The following is a 16625-nucleotide window of genomic DNA, read 5'->3' as shown; positions in this document are numbered from 1 at the left end:
ATTTTGGAGCGCAGGTGATCATATGCGTATAAACAGATTTTTTTGCCTCCTGCTTCTTTTTTCCGCTTATCTTTGGGCCATTCCCTACGAAGTCGTCACGGTGAAAGAGGGCGAAGGCGAGCCCATTCAAAACGGACAACTTATTCGGGTCCATTACAAAAGCTATCTGGCCGATTCCGCAATGACCATGTTCGACAATTCCTACGACCGCGGAGAACCCTTGGAATTTGCGCTGGGCACAGGCCAAGTCATTCCCGGATGGGAACGCGGACTCTTGGGGATGAAAATCGGCGAAATCCGAAAGCTGTCCATTCCATACCAGCTTGCCTATGGCGACCGGGAAATCGGTCCGATCCCCGCCCGTTCCGACTTGTATTTTGAAGTGGAGCTGGTTTCTGCGGATCCGCCCCTGAAACCGGACAATTTCGCCGACAGCAAAAAAGCGAAATGGCAAAAATTGGGCAACGGCGTACAATTCTGGGACGAAAAAGTCGGTTCAGGAGTTGCTGCGGCTCAAGGGACCCGAATTCAAACCCATTACACCGGCTGGATTTCTTCGGGACGCAAGTTTTCGAGTTCCAAAGACTACGGGAAACCGCTGACGACCGTTCTTGGGGGCGGACGCCTGATCAACGGCTGGGAAGTCGGATTGGACGGAGTTTCTCCCGGGACCATTCGCTGGCTGAAAATCAGTCCTTCCATGGGATACGGTGCCAAAACCTACAGTGCGATTCCCCCGAACTCCACCCTGATTTTCCGCGTGGAAATGCTCCAAGTCGAAAAGGACGAACTCTTGGCCGAGACGATGGACTTTTTCCCGGACACGACCCAGTTGAATTTGCAGGACGGACCCGAAGGTTTGCGATACGCGATTATCCGTGAAGGCAGCGGTGAAGGCGCCAAAGTCGGCGAAAACGCCCGAGTCCATTATACCGGATTCCTTTCAGACGGCAAAAAGTTCGACAGTTCCCGCGAGCGCGGACAGATTTTCAATTTCCCGCTCGGCAAGGGCAGCGTCATCCGCGGATGGGATCTCGGTGTCGAAGGAATGCTCCCCGGAGAAAAGCGCGTTCTCGTCATTCCGCCAGCGTTGGGTTACGGAAACCGCGGAGGCGGACCCATTCCCGGTAATGCCACGCTGATTTTCGTCGTCGAATACATGGGACCGGAAGAAAACTGATCTCCTGCTTAATCCAAAGCGCGAACAAGGGATGCGGTTGCATTCCTTTTGTTTTTAAGGAGGCGACTAAAATTCATTTTCCCCAAAAATCCTTTTCCGGAAATGAGGTTGTTAAAATTCACAAAAAAACGGCAAGATGCCGTTTCTCCTAAATGAACATTTTTCTTTTTAATAGAAGCTTCGGAAAAAATCGCTCTTGCATAAAAAGCATGAGCGGCGTACAAGCTACACGCCGCCCATTTTCAAAAACTAAGAGCGCTTGAAATCGTCCTGCAAACGGATGATATCGTCTTCTCCCGTATATTCTCCGACTTGGACTTCGACAATGACCAGCGGCAATTTTCCTTCGTTTTGCAAACGGTGCAATTCGCCCATCGGAATGTAAGTCGATTCGTTGGAGCGCACATAGAAAGTCTTATCGCCCACCGTACACGTTGCCGTGCCGCTCACGACGACCCAATGTTCCGAGCGGTGCAAATGTTTTTGCAGAGAAAGGCGCTTGCCCGGTTTAACAACGATACGTTTGATTTTATAACGCTCGTTGTCATCCAAAACAGAATACGTTCCCCACGGACGCGAAACCGTTTGCGGAACATCCGTCAAAGGAGAACGCCGCTGCTTCAGTTTTTCGACAACCGCTTTCACCTTCTGGCTGGAAGAAAGAGGAGCCACCAGAAGAGCGTCCGGCGTATCCACCACCAGCATTTGATCCAAATCAATGGTCGCAACAAGACGCTGCTGCCCTATCACCATAGAATTGGTCGTGCCCAAAGGCAAGTGTTTCGGGTTCACGTTATTGCCCGCTTCATCATGCGGGAATTCACCGTAAAGCGCATTAAAGGAACCGAGATCCGACCAGCCGATATCCGACGGAACAACTTTGACCTTATTCGATTTTTCCATCACCGCGTAGTCGATGGAATTCGCCGGAATTTCCACCATGTCTTCGTATTGCACCCGGAGAAGTTCATTTTCCCTTTTCGCTTTGACGAATGCCGACTTGCAGGCGACAAACATATCGGGAGCGTACTTTTCCAATTCGCCGAGGAATGTCGAAACCTTGAAGCAAAAAATGCCGCTGTTCCAGAAAAAATTCCCGTTCGCCAGGCATTCCTTCGCTTTTTCCAGATTCGGTTTTTCGACAAAACGTTTGACATTTTCACCGTCGGCTTCAATGTAGCCATAACCGGTTTCGGGACCCGTCGGCGAAATGCCGAAAGTGACAAGATGCCCCGCTTCCGCCAATTTTTTCGCCTTTGCCAGAACTTTTAAGTATTCCTCTTTTTTGCGAATGACATGATCGGACGGGGAAACGAGAACGATCGCATTCGGATCCAAAGAAAGGCAAGCAAGGGCTATCGCCGGTGCCGTATTCCGCCCGACAGGTTCCAGCATAAAACGCGGATGGTGCCCGCTCTCCGAAAGTTCGGAAAGCTGATCCTTCGCCAAAAAATACTGTTCCGCATTGCTAATAACATACTGAGATTCGCATGCGATTGAATTGGAGACCACCGTTCCCTGAAAAAGGGAGAATCCATCAAACAACTTGGCAAACTGTTTCGGCATCAGGGTGCGACTTACAGGCCAAAGACGCGTTCCGCAGCCGCCGCAAAGAATCAAATTTATCATTTGTTACTCCCAGTTTTATTTATATAGATTGGGTTTTCACACTTGTTAAACGCCATCACTTTAAGCGGGCGCGTCGCCTTGGAAAGTAAAGACAAACTCTCTTGTACGTCGTTGATTTTATGACGACCGTATTCCAAGACCAAAACTATCTCGTCGGCATTCTGACCAAGAACGGAAGCATCCATCGAATTTTGCAAAGACTGCGAATCGACTATCACCACATCGTAGCCATCCCTAGCCAGCAACAGGAAATTCTTGAACTTTTCGGTATCAAACACGCTTTCGGCACACAGCAGCAAACGCCCCGACGGAAGCAAATCCTGTCCCGAAATCGCCGTATGGCAAACAGCCGCCTGAAGCGAAGAGGTCCCCGCCAAAACATCGACCAGCCCGGAATTCTGTTCCGTTTTGAAAAATTTGCTGAGTCCGCCCTGCTGCAAATCGGCGTCGATCAAAAGAACCTTTTTGCCTTCCTTGGCAAAGAGTTCCGCCGTGTGCCGTGCCACAAACGAACACCCGACACCAGGCAACAAGCCGGTAAAACAGATGACTCGGCTTGTTCCAGCAGCGTCCAAATCCAAAGACAGCCGCAGCATGTCCAACCCGTCCTGCGCTTTTTGTTCCCCATTCAAAATCCAAGCATATACCCGAGCTCCCGTCTCCTTGGAAAGGGCCACTGGATCTGTAACCCCTCGCCACTTTTTTCGCACGGAAATAAAAGCAAGAGCACCGCACAATCCCATAAATAGGAATACGGCAACAATCATCTTCTTTTTCGGCTTTACCGGTTTCGGATTTCCATCGGGAGCGTCAATGATTTGAGCGGATTCCGAAACGCCAGCGACCAAAAGCCGCATCTGTTCGATACGCTTCAGCAAGTCGGCATAAATATTCTGGGCAAACTGCGCTTCAGCGGTCATCGTTAAAATTTTCCGCTGGGCTTCCGGCAATTTTTTCGTTTCATCATCGCTGCGTGCAATCTCCTTTTTCAGTGCCGAGATCTGCTTATCCGTCGTCACAATAAAAGGATGCGAGCGATCAAAAAGACGTGCTTTTTCTTCCCGCAGCTGTTCCAATTCTATGACCTTCTGCTGCAAACGCAAGCGGGACTCCAAAGCGATTTTCGTTTCCGTTTCAATGTCCGCGGAACCCTTCGACTCCCGGTAAGCACTCAAAGCGTCCATAAGACTGTCCAAAACGCGCCGAGCTTCCGGCAGCTGGTCTTCCAACAGCTGCAATGAATTTTTCATATCCGTCGAAGCAAATTCCTCGTTCACCCGCAAATAAATCGCCGTCAGAGTGTCCACCACCCATTTCGCCCTCTCCAAGTGATAATCTTGATAAGCGACAGAAAGAATTCCCGTTTTTTTGCCCTGCTCGGAAATTGTCAAATTCCCAATAACCGCATTTATCGCCCGAATCAGCAAAGTCTGCGTCACTTCAAATTTCTGTCCAGGGCGAACGTTCATCAATGACACTTGAATTTTAACGGAATCCCCCTGATAAGGAACAGCACAAAGCCTTCCCAATTCGCAAGTCAGCACCTTCTGATCCAAGTCGTCATAAAAAGAAAATTTCGCAGAATCGTCCACCACCAAAGTCCATGGCTCTCCGCGACGATCGCTGGGCATCACCGACGTATCCGGAAAATACAGATAGCGAATATCCACACGGCCTTCCCGGTGCAAAAAGCGGTCCACGATTCCCAAAGGTTCCGCATTATTCTGAAGCCCCAACGAATCCACCACTTCTTCTAAAATACGGCGACTCTGCATCAACTGGATTTCCGTTTCCGCAGAACCCCCGCCCATTCCCAAAAACGAACCGATATCCCCGAGCATTGCCGCAACGGAATTCGACCTGGTTTTCACTTGAATCAACGCGTTGGCTTCATAAACCGGACGCGTATATTGCGCAACAAGCACACCCGCAATCGCCGAAGCGACGACAAACAGAATCACCGTCAGCTTATTGTTTAAAATGTCGCGAAAAAGATCATCCCAAGGATTAGTCTGATTGGCGCGTTTCTTTTCTACCGGCATAAATTATTTCCTTCGGGATGGGCAATTTTTTCCACCCAATACGGAGTCATTTTTTCGATGAAATTCCAGGACATGCGAAATGAATGTTCGGAATGCCCGTGGGGATCCGGAACATCGACCTGCTGCGGTTCCCCGTAACGGAAAATTTTTCCCTGAAGCCACGGATAACGGGAAAGCAGACTCATCTTCTGCATTTTTTCCATGACCAGAACAAGATCCGCCCACTGGAGCATATTCATCGTTACTTGGCAAGAGCGATGGGAAGATATATCGAGTCCATGTTCCAGAGCGACTTTTTGCGCCAACTCTTCCGCAGAAGAGTTCAAAACAGCCGCGATGCCCGCGCTGCGAATCGAGCAGTCAACGCCAGCGAGTTCCCTCCGAAGCAAAAAAGCTGCAGTCGGACTGCGACAGACGTTACCGGTACAAAGGACTAAGATATTCTTCATTACGCGGAAAAATAAAATTTTGAAAATCAAAAAGTCCAGTCCAGCTGTTCCAGCGACGGATTCTTCATGTCTTTTTCACTCAAAATCGGAACAAAATCTTTTCCAACCGGCCATTCGATTCCAATTTGAGGATCATTCCACATCAGACCGCCTTCGTCCCCGGGGGCATACAGCCGAGTGCATTTATACACAAAAGCCGCCGTTTCGCTCAACACCACAAAACCGTGAGCAAATCCTTCCGGAATGTAGAACTGCTTTTTGTTTTCCGCCGACAGCGTGACGCCGACCCACTTGCCAAAGGTTGCGCTGCTTTTGCGCAAATCGACAGCCACGTCAAAAACTTCGCCCTCGATGACGCGGACAAGTTTCCCCTGCGGATTCCGCTTTTGAAAATGCAAACCGCGAAGGACGCCCTTTCGGGAGCGGGATTCATTATCCTGCACAAACTGAACCGCGATGCCGTTTTCCGAAAACTCTTTTTCGCTGTAAGTTTCCATAAAATAGCCACGGGCGTCGCCGAAAACGGTCGGTTCAATAATCTTCACATCTTCAATATCTGTAGAAATAAAATTGAATTTAGACATAACCACTCTCTATTAATGGTAAAAAATTAGAATTATTTTATTATGCTTACCCAGGAATCATCAAAATTCATATTCTGCAAAGCGACTTCTAGCGGCAATCGTTCCGGAATTCGCAAGCGAAATTTAACCGCTGTATCAGGCACTCGCTCCACAATAGTGAACTGACTTCCATGGGGCTGCCATGTAAAACAATGCTGGTCATCCGCTTTTCGAATTCCTTCAAAATTTCCTTTGGCGTTTTCTGTCCATCGGTAATCTGCTATCGCATAACTTTCCAACCGATGCTCAAACAACACAAATTCTGAAAGCAAAGGGTTCCGAACCAGCACACAAGTTCGAACAGGATTGTAATCCACATAGGAAATCTGGACTCGACTATTATAAATGGCAAGAACCGCATTTCCCGTTTTTTGAACATCATCATGGGGATTTTCAATTCCATAACTATAGTCCGGAGAACAACGACCAGAAATAAGCCTTACCGCAGTAGCACTAAACGGACTGGAATTTTTGACCGTTTTCATAGACCATGCGCATTTATTTAAAGCAACATCCGCGATTCCTATCGGAGAATTAAACGACTGCCCCCCGACACTGGCAGCAAAAATATCCGCCCAATCATCCCCACTAAGATCATTTCGCCCTGTGTATATCAAATAAACAATGCGTGCTCCAATTTTTTTAACGACATCATCGCCGAATTCCCCTTCACGAAAGACTTCGTTTTTGTGCAGTTTATTTTCATCTCGTAATTTTGGTTCGGGCAAATTATTCATAGCAATTCCTTGATTTTTTTGGCAATGACTCTTATCATAGGCACACAAACCGAATTTCCCGTCTGTCGCCTGACTTCGCTATGGGAAACCACAATTTTAAAACTGTCGGGAAAACCCTGTAGTCTCAACAGTTCGCGACTGGATAAACGACGAACACCATTGACTAGAAGATAATTATAGGAAGCACCTGTACGCAAAGCGCAACTGTAGGGCAAAACCGAGATATTCTTGGATTTGTTTTCGTGCCATATTGATGGATAGAAAATTTCTTTATCCTGCACACGAGCCAATCGTTTTTTTCGGATGATTTCTGAAGCGAACAAACTTTTATCCACATCCTCATCCCGTTCCAGGATTTGCGACAAACTATAAGGAATCGGAGTAAAATCAAAACTGAATTTTTTTGCCTTGCTAAGGTTTCTAAATCCAACGATAATAATGCGCTCCCTTTTTTGCGGAACGCCAAAATCCAGAGCGTTCAGTACTTTATACTTGACGTGATAACCAAGATGCTCCAATATGGATAAAATTGTCGAAAACGTTTTTCCACCGTTGTGAGAAACCAGCTGTTTGACATTTTCCAGAAGAATTGCTTGCGGCCTGTGGTATTCCAAAATCCGCTGAATTTCAAAAAACATTGTTCCTCGAGTATCAGCAAATCCTTCCATTTTTCCCATAATGGAAAAAGCCTGACAGGGGAAACCGGCTAAAAGCAAATCATGGCGAGGTATCGACTTGGAAGAAATTTTAGTGATGTCTCCGTAAGGTTTTTCACCAAAATTTTCTTCATAGGTTTTCGCCGCTGCGGCATCCCATTCCGAACTGAAAACGCATTTATAGCCCAACTCATCGAACGGAAGACGAATACCTCCTATTCCGGCGAACAAGTCTATAAACGCAATCTGCTTCATACAAAAAATTTCAACGACCCGAATACATATTCTCGTAATACTTTTCGTAATCGCCGCTCGTAATGCTGTCGAGCCATTCCTGATGATTCAAATACCACTGCACCGTTTTTTCGATTCCCTCTTCAAACTGGAGCGACGGTTCCCAGCCCAGTTCCCTTTGCAGCTTGGTACTGTCAATCGCGTAGCGGGCATCATGACCCAAACGATCCGTCACATAGGTAATCAGATTCAAATCCTCGCCGTCCGCACGCCCGAGAAGCCTATCGACCGTTTTAATGACGACTTTCACGATATCGATATTTTTCCACTCGTTGAAGCCACCGATGTTGTACGTTTCCGCCACCTTTCCCTTGTGGAAAATCAAATCGATGGCGCGGGCATGGTCTTCGACAAAAAGCCAGTCGCGCACATTCTCGCCTTTGCCGTAAACCGGGAGCGGCTTCTTATGACGGATATTGTTGATAAATAGCGGAATCAATTTTTCCGGAAACTGGTAGGGGCCGTAGTTGTTGCTGCAATTCGTGACTATCGTCGGAAGCCCGTAGGTATCGTGGAAAGCCCGCACAAAATGATCGGAACCCGCCTTGGAAGCGGAATAAGGAGAGTGCGGATTGTATTTGGTCGTCTCGTAAAAGAAATCCTCGCCATAAGCCTTATGATGTTCCGAACTCGAAGCCGTTGTCGTGAAAGGAGGATTCACGCCTTCCGGATGCGTCATCGAAAGGGCACCGTAAACTTCGTCCGTCGAAATATGGTAAAAGCGTTTGCCTTCGAACTTTTCCGGCAGCGATTCCCAATACAATTTAGCCGCCTGCAAAATGGATAGCGTCCCCAGCACATTGGTCCGCGCAAACGTGAACGGATCCTTAATAGAACGGTCCACGTGGCTTTCCGCCGCCAAATGGATAATCCCGTCCACCTTTTCTTCTTGCATCAATTTGTAAAAAGCGTCGAAATCGCAGATGTCCATTTTCACAAACCGGTAATTCGGCTTGTCCTCGACATCCTTCAAATTTGCAAGGTTCCCCGCATAGGTCAGCTTGTCCAGATTGATAATGCGATATTCGGGATATTTGTTCACAAAAAGACGGACAACATGGCTTCCAATAAAACCGGCGCCACCGGTAATGACAATGGTTTTCTTCATAGGTGGAAAGATACATAATTTTAAAACGTATGCCGGAGAGGAGCAAAATTTATTCGCGCAAAGCAATAGGCATTTTAACACCCCTCATTTCGACCGGAGAAAGTTTTTTTCGTTTCCTCCATTTCATAGATTGCTCACCCCCGTATTCCAAATACGGGTTCAAGCAAAAACCATTTCTTCGCTAAATTAAAAGTTTTCTTTGAAAGGCAAAATGCTTGTTATTTCAACATCATATAATGCTATGTCTAGCCTATTTGCCCGACAAACTTCATCTACCTTTTTGATGCTCCCAACAAACAAGATTCTTCCCTTTATAAGCCAGATCTTTTCAATACCGAATTTTTCCTTCAGCGACTTTTTTCAAATGCATTCCATACGGCGACTTGCCATATTTTGTCGCATTTTCCAAGAGTTTTTCCCGAGAAATCCAACCGTTGATAAAAGCGATTTCCTCGACAGCACTAATCTGGATGCCCTGACGGTTTTCGATCATTTTTACAAAATTGCCCGCATCAATCAGGCTATCCATTGTCCCCGTATCGAGCCAAGCGAATCCACGCCCGAGCAATTTTACATCCAATTCTCCCCTATCCAAATACATCTGGTTCAAATCGGTAATTTCGAGTTCCCCGCGAGCACTCGGCTTTTGCTTTTTTGCAAATTGCACAACGCGGTTGTCATAAAAATAGAGTCCCGTAATCGCATAATTGCTCTTCGGATTTTTCGGTTTTTCCTCCACCGAAATCACCCTGCCATTTTCGTTAAATTCCACGACGCCAAAACGCTCCGGATCTTCCACATAATAACCGAAAACGCTCGCACGCCCATTTTCTTCGGCGTTTTTCGCAGCGGATTTCAACAGAGGGCCAAAGCCGTTGCCATAAAAGATATTGTCGCCTAAAACCATCGCGCAACAGTCGTCGCCAATAAAATCCTCGCCCAAAATAAATGCCTGCGCAAGCCCATCGGGACTCGGCTGCACCTTGTAAGAAAGGCGAAGCCCCATTGAGGAACCATCGCCCAAAAGACGTTCAAAATTCGGCAAGTCCATCGGTGTAGAAATGATGAGGACATCGCGAATGCCTGCAAGCATTAACATGGATAGCGGATAAAAAATCATCGGCTTGTCATAAACGGGTAAAAGCTGCTTGCTCGTTACCATCGTCAGTGGATAAAGCCTCGTTCCAGAACCACCAGCAAGTACGATTCCTTTCACTTTGTTCCTCCCTGCCGCAGTGCAAAAAACAGTAGTTCATAGATGCGACAAAAAAATGGATACGTCAAAAATAACAATCTCGTGCCAAAAATTTTTGCCGTCATCCGCTAATTCCTATGCGAGCCTGAAAATACACCTTCTGCGCATCCTGCGCATTCACGCCAAAAATATAGACATGATGATTTGAATTTTCAAAACGCACCAAATCAATCGTTTCCCCAGGCAAAATCCCCGCCAGATAATTAAACTGGACAGAGCGCACTTCCCGATGTTTCAGCAGCGGGTCCAAAGCGAGCGCATCAAAAACCCAGTCCACATACCGACAATTATTCACGTGGCGATTCATATCGATATCCGAATCATACGCCGTTTTCTGCAAAACCACCCGAGGATTTTCACGAGGTTCCAAAAGTTCCAGATTTTCGGAAAGCGCATTTTTTTCCGGATAAAACTGCGGCAAAAAAGGCAAGCGTTCCAAATCTTCGGAAAGTCCCGTCTGGATATTGACAATCAACCAAGACGATGTCGCTTCGGCTATCACATTTTCCCGCTCATCAAGAATGGAGTAATCCCGCAGAAGGACCTTGTTTCCCACAACCGATTTAGACCACGTAGAAACGTGCAGTTTTTCACCCCAGTGCGGAAAATGATTGATCCGCAATTTCATCCGTGAAATGACCGAAGTATAACCGCTCTGCAAAAGCTTCCATATTCCGCAGCCGTTTTTTTCGGCATCCAGAATCGCCGTTTCTTCCATAAAATCAAAAAACGCAGAAACCCGCAAGCGGCTCCGAGAATCGCAATCCGAAAATCGAATCGGGAAAATATAATCGTCAATTTCTTTTTCCATCTTTACCCTTTTTCATTCTGAATTAAAACTAGTCTTTGGAGACAACGTGCCGCACAAATTGATCGGTATAGCGCAGCCGATTACTGAGCAGCTTTGCCAGATAGCGCATAACTTCAAACCCCACATCGGGATGCAAGCGGCAAAAATTCAAAAACGCCTCATTTTCAATTTTAATCAGACTCGAAGATTTTTTCGCCACCACCCGAGCGGAATGGACATCGTCTTCAAGCAAAGCCATTTCACCGACCGGAGAACCGATTTTTAAACGGCACGCTTCCAAATAATCTTTTTGGCCGGGAACAGAAAAATAGACTTCCACATTTCCCTTTTCCACCAGATAGAAGCAACCGCTGACCATGCCTTCTTCCAGCAGAATCTCGCCCGCATTCAATTCGATGCGGGAAACCATTTTTTCCATATCGGCCAGCTGCTCTAACCGAAGCGGATGAAACATATCAAACTCTAACAACTTTTGAAGGATTTCCAAACTACCCTTTGTCTGTTTCATTCATCACCTCTTTTAGCTATTTTAAAATAATCTAAATTTGCAAATATGGTTCCACATCAATTAAATTCGGATTTTTTAGGAATTCCCAGTTTGAAAACTTTCCAAGGGGAACTCCGGCTGCCCGGTTCCAAAAGCATTACGAACAGGGCCCTCCTGCTGGCGGCAATGGCCCAAGGCGAAACCCGCCTGCACAGCCTTCTGTGGAGCGACGACACCCGATATATGGCCGAGGCATTGCAAAAGCTCGGCGTGCAAAAAATGGAATTTTCTTCGGATTTTAGGGAAGTGACCGTCGTCGGGCAAAACGGGCATTTCCCCCAGAACCATGCCGAAATTTTCGTGGGCAATTCGGGGACGTCCATCCGTTTTTTGACCGCAGCGGCGTCGCTCGGCAAAGGAAAATTTTTATTTACCGGCATAGAACGGATGAAAGAACGCCCCATTCGAGACCTTGTCGATGCCTTGTCGCAAATCGGAGCCTCCATCGATTACGCCGAAAAGAACGGTTTTCCGCCGATTATTTTGCACGCCAACGGATTGAATGGCGGGACTCTGCATATCAAGGGCAACATTTCCAGCCAGTATCTGACGGCGGTTCTTTTAGCCGCCCCCTGCATGAAGTCGCCGCTGACCATTTGCGTCGATGGCGAACTCATTTCCAAGCCTTATGTCGAAATGACACTGCGCATGATGAAGCAATTCGGTGCCCACGTAAAAAATGAAGGCTTCCAAAAATTTTTCATCCCCAATTCGGGATACGTGTCCCCGGGCGATTATACCATTGAAGGCGATGCCTCCAGCGCGAGCTATCCCCTTGCCGCGGCAGCGATTTCCAACGGTCCCGTCCGTCTATTCGGCATCGACAAAAACAGCATTCAAGGTGACATTTACTTTGCCGAAGTCCTGAAAAAAATGGGAGCCGAAATACATTACGGAAATGGATTTATCGAATGCCGTCGCGGAGAATTTCCACTTCGGACTCTCGACAAGGATCTTTCGGCAATTCCCGATGCGGCCATGACGGTAGCCGTCCTTTGCCTTTTCGCCAAAGGCCAAAGCACCATTCGCGGGATTGGCAGTTGGAAAGTCAAAGAAACCGATCGTCTGACCGCTATGGCAAACGAACTCCGGAAAGTCGGCGCATCCGTTTCCACGACAGAAAATTCAATGACCATCTCACCGCCAGAGGCATTTTCAGAAGCGACCTTTGAAACCTACAACGATCACCGTATGGCGATGTGCATGAGCCTTACCGCATTCGGCATCTCTGCCGACCAGAAAATTCGCATTTTAAATCCGCAGTGCGTCCAAAAAACCTATCCCGAATACTGGAAGGATTTGCAAGCCCTTTCGGGTGCAAACATTCAGTTCTAATAAAATAATGAGCCGCATTCTTTTATTCTTTTTGCTATTTGCCGCCTTTGTTTTTGCCGACAAATCGACAGCCAATTCCGCACCGTTTATTCCCAAGGCGTATCTTTTTCCCGCCGACTACCAGACTATTATCGACTCTATGGTTCCCGGCTCCCAATTCGGACTTTCCATCCGTTCCTTGCGCAGCGGAAAGCAAATCGCCGCCATCCGAGCCGATTCCTTTTTTACGCCCGCCAGCACTCTGAAAACCGTCACTACCGCAGCGGCACTTGATTTTTTACCGCTCCACTATCAAGCCAAAACGTCGATGCAGCTTGCCGGAAGCATTTCGGGAAAGACTTTCCGCGGAGTCATCCGATTACGCGGAGAAGGCGACCCCAATATCTCTGCGCGATTTTACACGGAACCTTTTTTCATTTTGCACAGCCTTGCGGATTCCATCCGTTCCAAAAACATCGACACTCTGATTATCCGGACCGAATTGGATTCTTCGTATTTTTCGGGCCCTAGAAAGCCGAAGCACTGGCGTTCCAATTATTTTCTCTCTTGGTATGGCGCCGAAGTCACCCCTTTGATATTCAACGATAATTGCGCACTCATCCATCTCTATCCTGGCGAAAAAGAAGGCGATACGGCAAAGGTCGTTGTGGAACCCGATGTCGGTTACGTTCGAGTAAACAATTCCCTGATTACAGACAAAGGCAATCGTCGCAAATGGCGGTATGCGTTAGACCCAGATGATCCCGTTATCACAATTTCGGGAAGCATCGGAAAAAATGTGCAAAATGCGGCCATCGTCATTCCTGTGCGCAATCCTAACTTTTACTTTGAAAGAGCCTTTTTGCAAGCCCTTCAAGATCGCGGGCTAGTCATAGTCCTAGATACTCTTGCCCGCAGCGGACTGGAACTGCATTCGATTTCCATTAAGGGAACTCCGCTTCTCAGTTTTTTAGATGAAATCAATCAGCGCAGTCAGAACTTACACGCCGAAGCCCTGTTCCGGATTTTCGCCGCCGCCAAATACCAAGTCGGCAATGTGGAAAACGGCATCAAAGGCGTTCAGGAATTTTTAAGGAAATGGAAATTAAATCCCGAAGACTTTGTGCTGTTTGATGGCTGCGGGCTTTCTCCCAAAAACAAGATCAAGCCTTCGTCCGAAACAAAGCTGCTCGCTACAATGGCTAGGCATCCCAAAGGCAAATACTATATAAACAGCTTTGCCGGACCTGGAGTCGGAAGCGGCAGCAAGCGTATGCAAACTCTGGAATTTGCATGGCGCATCCGCTTTAAAACCGGATTCATCAACGAGACGCATGGACTTGTCGGTTTTATGCCGACAATCGATGGCGATACGCTCTTGATCGCCTCCTTTTTAAACAATACCGGAAAAAATCCCGACAACATCAGCCGCAACGCTCTGGATTCCGTCTGGTCCTGCATTTACAGGGCAGCCAATAACGGCTACTCCTCCCTCTTGACCATGAAAGACTTATTTCAGCAAGGCGGACACATCACCGGACTTTCCAATCGCATCCGGTTCTTTTCCGAAAAGTTCCTCGGCAAACCTTATGGCATGGGAGGTCCCACCGGCGAAGGCTATTTGGATCCGACAGAACCCAAGCGCATGATCAACACGGACTCCTTGGATTGCGTCACTTATCTAGAGCACGTTCTTGCGCTGGCAAAAAGCAGCAGCGAAGACAGCCTGTTCAGCACCCTGCAAAAAATCCGCTATATCAACGGCCAAACCGCTTACTCATTTCGCAAGCATTATTTTGTGGCCGACTGGCTGGGAGAAGGCAAATTTGCCAAACAGATTTTTTTGCCGAACGACACTTCGGTCATCCGAACCATTCCCAAAAAAGATTTTTTCAAATCCAAAAAAATCGACTATCAGGAATTGGATCCCAAGCTCTATTTGCGTTATCTTCCTCTGGACAAGGCGATTGAATTTGCCGATTCTCCTTGGCAGGGAGAAAGTACCGTCCGCGGCATCGGTTTCATTAGCAGCCGGAACACCCTTGACACCTTTCACACGGGATTTCTGATTCTGGACAAAGGGAAAAAACCTGTCCTGCGGGATGCGTCCTACAAGTTCAAAAAAGTTCTCGACCACGAACTTCTGGAATACTTAAACTCCTGGTTGGGAACCGGAAAATGTCCGGGAATCATTTTGTTTGAATTTCTATAAGCCTACACCGAAAGAATCGCCGTCAGTTCAAATTTATCACTGCCACTTTTTTCAAAACCGGTAAAAGCGTCGGGATTCCAACCATAGACATCCATCGTCAGTGAATTCGCTATGATATTTTCCGCTTTTTCCACATCTTGCCAGAACATCGCTCCAGGCACTCGATAATAGCGGAGCATTCCCCGAGCCGCCAAGCATTCCGGAAAATTGTCCACCAGCGCATAGGCGCATTTCATTAGCGATGTTTCCGAAATTTTGACCACCTGAAACCGCCGTCCCGATTCCAAAAAATCCCGCAGGTCCCGCAAGTCAGGCGCGATTAAAGCCTCTTTCCCAAAAAACGTCATCAATTCCTGAAAGACCGGCAAATTATCCACAAGAGCCGGTGCACAATCCCGAATAATCGCTTCAACTTTTTCCATTTCCAGCAATATAAAAAACTCTTCTCCCAAGAAATTCTTTGAATACGACTTCCTTGCACAAATCGATTTTTGCATCAAAATTTATTCGCGAAAAGAATCCCCAAAGCCTTCATCTTTTTATATTAAAGCTATCTCAACCTCTTTTAAGGAGATTCAAAATGGCCAACAAATACGCAGGTACACAAACCGAAAAGAATTTGCAGGCGGCATTCGCCGGCGAATCCCAAGCCCGCAACAAGTACACCTACTTTGCCAGCCGCGCCAAAAAGGACGGCTTTGAACAAATCGCGGCTCTCTTTTTGAAGACCGCCGAAAACGAAAAGGAACACGCCAAGTTGTGGTTCAAGGAATTGAACGGCATTGGCGACACGGCAGAAAACTTGAAAGCGGCAGCCGAAGGCGAAAATTACGAGTGGACAGATATGTACGCCGAATTTGCCAAAACCGCCGAAGCGGAGGGATTCAAGGACCTCGCCAAAAAATTCCGGTTGGTCGCAGCCATTGAAAAGCACCACGAGGAACGCTACCGTGCACTTCTTAAAAACGTGGAAACCGCGGCTGTTTTTGAAAAGAGCGAAGTCAAGGTTTGGGAATGCCGCAACTGCGGGCACATTGTTATCGGCACCAAGGCTCCCGAAGTCTGCCCCACCTGCAACCATCCGCAGTCCTTCTTTGAAGTGAACGCCGAAAATTACTAATTCCAAAATTCACTTTTTCAAAAGTTCCGAAAGCTCCCATCGCCTTCGGGACTTTTTCATTTTAGGATTATCCGAGTTTCCTTTTCACTTTTTCCTTCAAAAATTTTTGAAAATCTCATCGACTTTTCCACAACAAAAATCCGCCGTTAAAAAACAAAAAGGCCGCAATCCAATTACAGCCTTTTGAAATTTTCGCTTTTAATTATTAAGCGCGATGCTTTTTGTACCAGCGAATCAAAGCATTCGTGGAAGAGTCGTGATGCAATTCCACATCGTCCTTGGCAAGTTCCGGGAGGATTTTCTTTGCCAGCTGCTTGCCGAGTTCAACGCCCCACTGGTCGTAACTGTTGATGTTCCAAATCACGCCTTGTACAAAAATCTTATGTTCATACATGGCGATAAGAGCACCGAGAGTTTCCGGGGAAACATAATCCATCATAATGGAATTCGTCGGCTTATTGCCTTCAAAAACCTTATGCGGAGCGAGGAATGCGATTTCCTCTTCCGTTTTTCCCGCCGCACGAAGTTCTTCCGCAGCTTCATCCAAAGTCTTTCCGTTCATCAGCGCTTCCGGCTGCGCAAAGAAATTGGAAAGCAGTTTCTGGTGGTGGTCGCCGACCTTATTGTGGCTATTCGCCGGAGCGATAA

Annotated in this window: 15 protein-coding genes and 1 pseudogene; 4 read left to right on the top strand and 12 right to left on the bottom strand. The window is 47.2% G+C overall.

Going from position 1 to position 16625, the window contains the following annotated elements; genetic code table 11:
• Positions 1-22: 22 nt before the first annotated feature.
• Complete coding sequence (locus B5D40_RS10315; protein ID WP_078776835.1) at positions 23-1180, top strand: FKBP-type peptidyl-prolyl cis-trans isomerase; 1158 nt, start codon at positions 23-25, stop codon at positions 1178-1180.
• 249 nt (positions 1181-1429) lie between these two features.
• Here B5D40_RS10315 and B5D40_RS10305 read toward each other — a convergent pair whose 3' ends face one another.
• The 10 genes from B5D40_RS10305 to B5D40_RS10260 all read right to left on the bottom strand — a co-directional run bounded on the left by B5D40_RS10305 (position 1430) and on the right by B5D40_RS10260 (position 11292).
• A complete protein-coding gene (locus B5D40_RS10305; protein ID WP_078776833.1) occupies positions 1430-2809 on the bottom strand; it encodes a mannose-1-phosphate guanylyltransferase/mannose-6-phosphate isomerase in 1380 nt (459 codons plus the stop codon).
• On the bottom strand, positions 2806-4851 hold the full coding sequence (locus B5D40_RS10300; RefSeq protein ID WP_078776832.1) for a Wzz/FepE/Etk N-terminal domain-containing protein: 2046 nt from the start codon (positions 4849-4851) through the stop codon (positions 2806-2808). Before B5D40_RS10300 ends, B5D40_RS10305 begins: the two co-directional genes overlap by 4 nt.
• A complete protein-coding gene (locus tag B5D40_RS10295) occupies positions 4842-5300 on the bottom strand; it encodes an arsenate reductase/protein-tyrosine-phosphatase family protein (protein WP_073304540.1) in 459 nt (152 codons plus the stop codon). Before B5D40_RS10295 ends, B5D40_RS10300 begins: the two co-directional genes overlap by 10 nt.
• Before the next feature lie 26 nt (positions 5301-5326).
• On the bottom strand, positions 5327-5884 hold the full coding sequence (gene rfbC / locus B5D40_RS10290; RefSeq protein WP_073304542.1) for a dTDP-4-dehydrorhamnose 3,5-epimerase: 558 nt from the start codon (positions 5882-5884) through the stop codon (positions 5327-5329).
• Positions 5885-5916: 32 nt separating this feature from the next.
• Entirely contained in the window at positions 5917-6660 is a 744-nt protein-coding gene (locus B5D40_RS10285) for a hypothetical protein (protein ID WP_078776831.1), read from the bottom strand.
• Entirely contained in the window at positions 6657-7571 is a 915-nt protein-coding gene (gene dcm, locus B5D40_RS10280; RefSeq protein WP_078776830.1) for a DNA (cytosine-5-)-methyltransferase, read from the bottom strand. The genes B5D40_RS10285 and dcm overlap by 4 nt, the downstream gene beginning before the upstream one ends.
• 10 nt (positions 7572-7581) lie before the next feature.
• Positions 7582-8718 carry a dTDP-glucose 4,6-dehydratase gene (rfbB, locus tag B5D40_RS10275; protein WP_078776829.1) on the bottom strand — a complete coding sequence of 379 codons (1137 nt, stop codon included), beginning with the start codon at positions 8716-8718 and terminating at the stop codon, positions 7582-7584.
• 328 nt (positions 8719-9046) lie between these two features.
• On the bottom strand, positions 9047-9934 hold the full coding sequence (rfbA, locus tag B5D40_RS10270; protein ID WP_078776828.1) for a glucose-1-phosphate thymidylyltransferase RfbA: 888 nt from the start codon (positions 9932-9934) through the stop codon (positions 9047-9049).
• A 100-nt stretch (positions 9935-10034) separates the two neighbouring features.
• Positions 10035-10784, bottom strand: a complete 750-nt coding sequence (locus B5D40_RS10265) for an acyl-[acyl-carrier-protein] thioesterase (RefSeq protein ID WP_078776827.1) — start codon at positions 10782-10784, stop codon at positions 10035-10037.
• 28 nt (positions 10785-10812) lie between these two features.
• Positions 10813-11292: a Crp/Fnr family transcriptional regulator gene (locus B5D40_RS10260; RefSeq protein WP_078776826.1), complete on the bottom strand. Its 480-nt coding sequence runs from the start codon at positions 11290-11292 to the stop codon at positions 10813-10815.
• A gap of 45 nt (positions 11293-11337) precedes the next feature.
• Here B5D40_RS10260 and aroA point away from each other — a divergent pair, with 45 nt between their 5' ends.
• Both aroA and dacB read left to right on the top strand, forming a co-directional pair.
• Positions 11338-12666: a 3-phosphoshikimate 1-carboxyvinyltransferase gene (gene aroA / locus B5D40_RS10255; protein WP_078776825.1), complete on the top strand. Its 1329-nt coding sequence runs from the start codon at positions 11338-11340 to the stop codon at positions 12664-12666.
• A gap of 7 nt (positions 12667-12673) precedes the next feature.
• The gene (gene dacB, locus B5D40_RS10250) at positions 12674-14857 is read left to right on the top strand and encodes a D-alanyl-D-alanine carboxypeptidase/D-alanyl-D-alanine endopeptidase (protein ID WP_078776824.1); all 2184 of its coding nucleotides are present in this window, start codon (positions 12674-12676) and stop codon (positions 14855-14857) included.
• A gap of 2 nt (positions 14858-14859) precedes the next feature.
• Here the strand turns inward: dacB and B5D40_RS10245 are convergent, their stop codons facing one another.
• On the bottom strand, positions 14860-15279 hold the full coding sequence (locus tag B5D40_RS10245) for a hypothetical protein (protein ID WP_143394529.1): 420 nt from the start codon (positions 15277-15279) through the stop codon (positions 14860-14862).
• Between the two features lie 158 nt (positions 15280-15437).
• Here B5D40_RS10245 and rbr point away from each other — a divergent pair, with 158 nt between their 5' ends.
• Positions 15438-15977 (top strand): rubrerythrin, encoded by a 540-nt coding sequence (gene rbr / locus B5D40_RS10240; protein ID WP_078776822.1) that lies wholly within the window; start codon positions 15438-15440, stop codon positions 15975-15977.
• A 205-nt stretch (positions 15978-16182) separates the two neighbouring features.
• Here the strand turns inward: rbr and pgi are convergent.
• Positions 16183-16625: pseudogene (gene pgi, locus B5D40_RS10235) on the bottom strand (glucose-6-phosphate isomerase); the annotation flags it as partial.

Origin of the sequence: Fibrobacter intestinalis (assembly GCF_900167415.1) — a bacterium.
GTDB classification, from domain to species: domain Bacteria; phylum Fibrobacterota; class Fibrobacteria; order Fibrobacterales; family Fibrobacteraceae; genus Hallerella; species Hallerella intestinalis.
The sequence above is the reverse complement of the archived record's forward strand: the minus strand, read 5'-3'. Positions and strand labels throughout refer to the sequence as shown.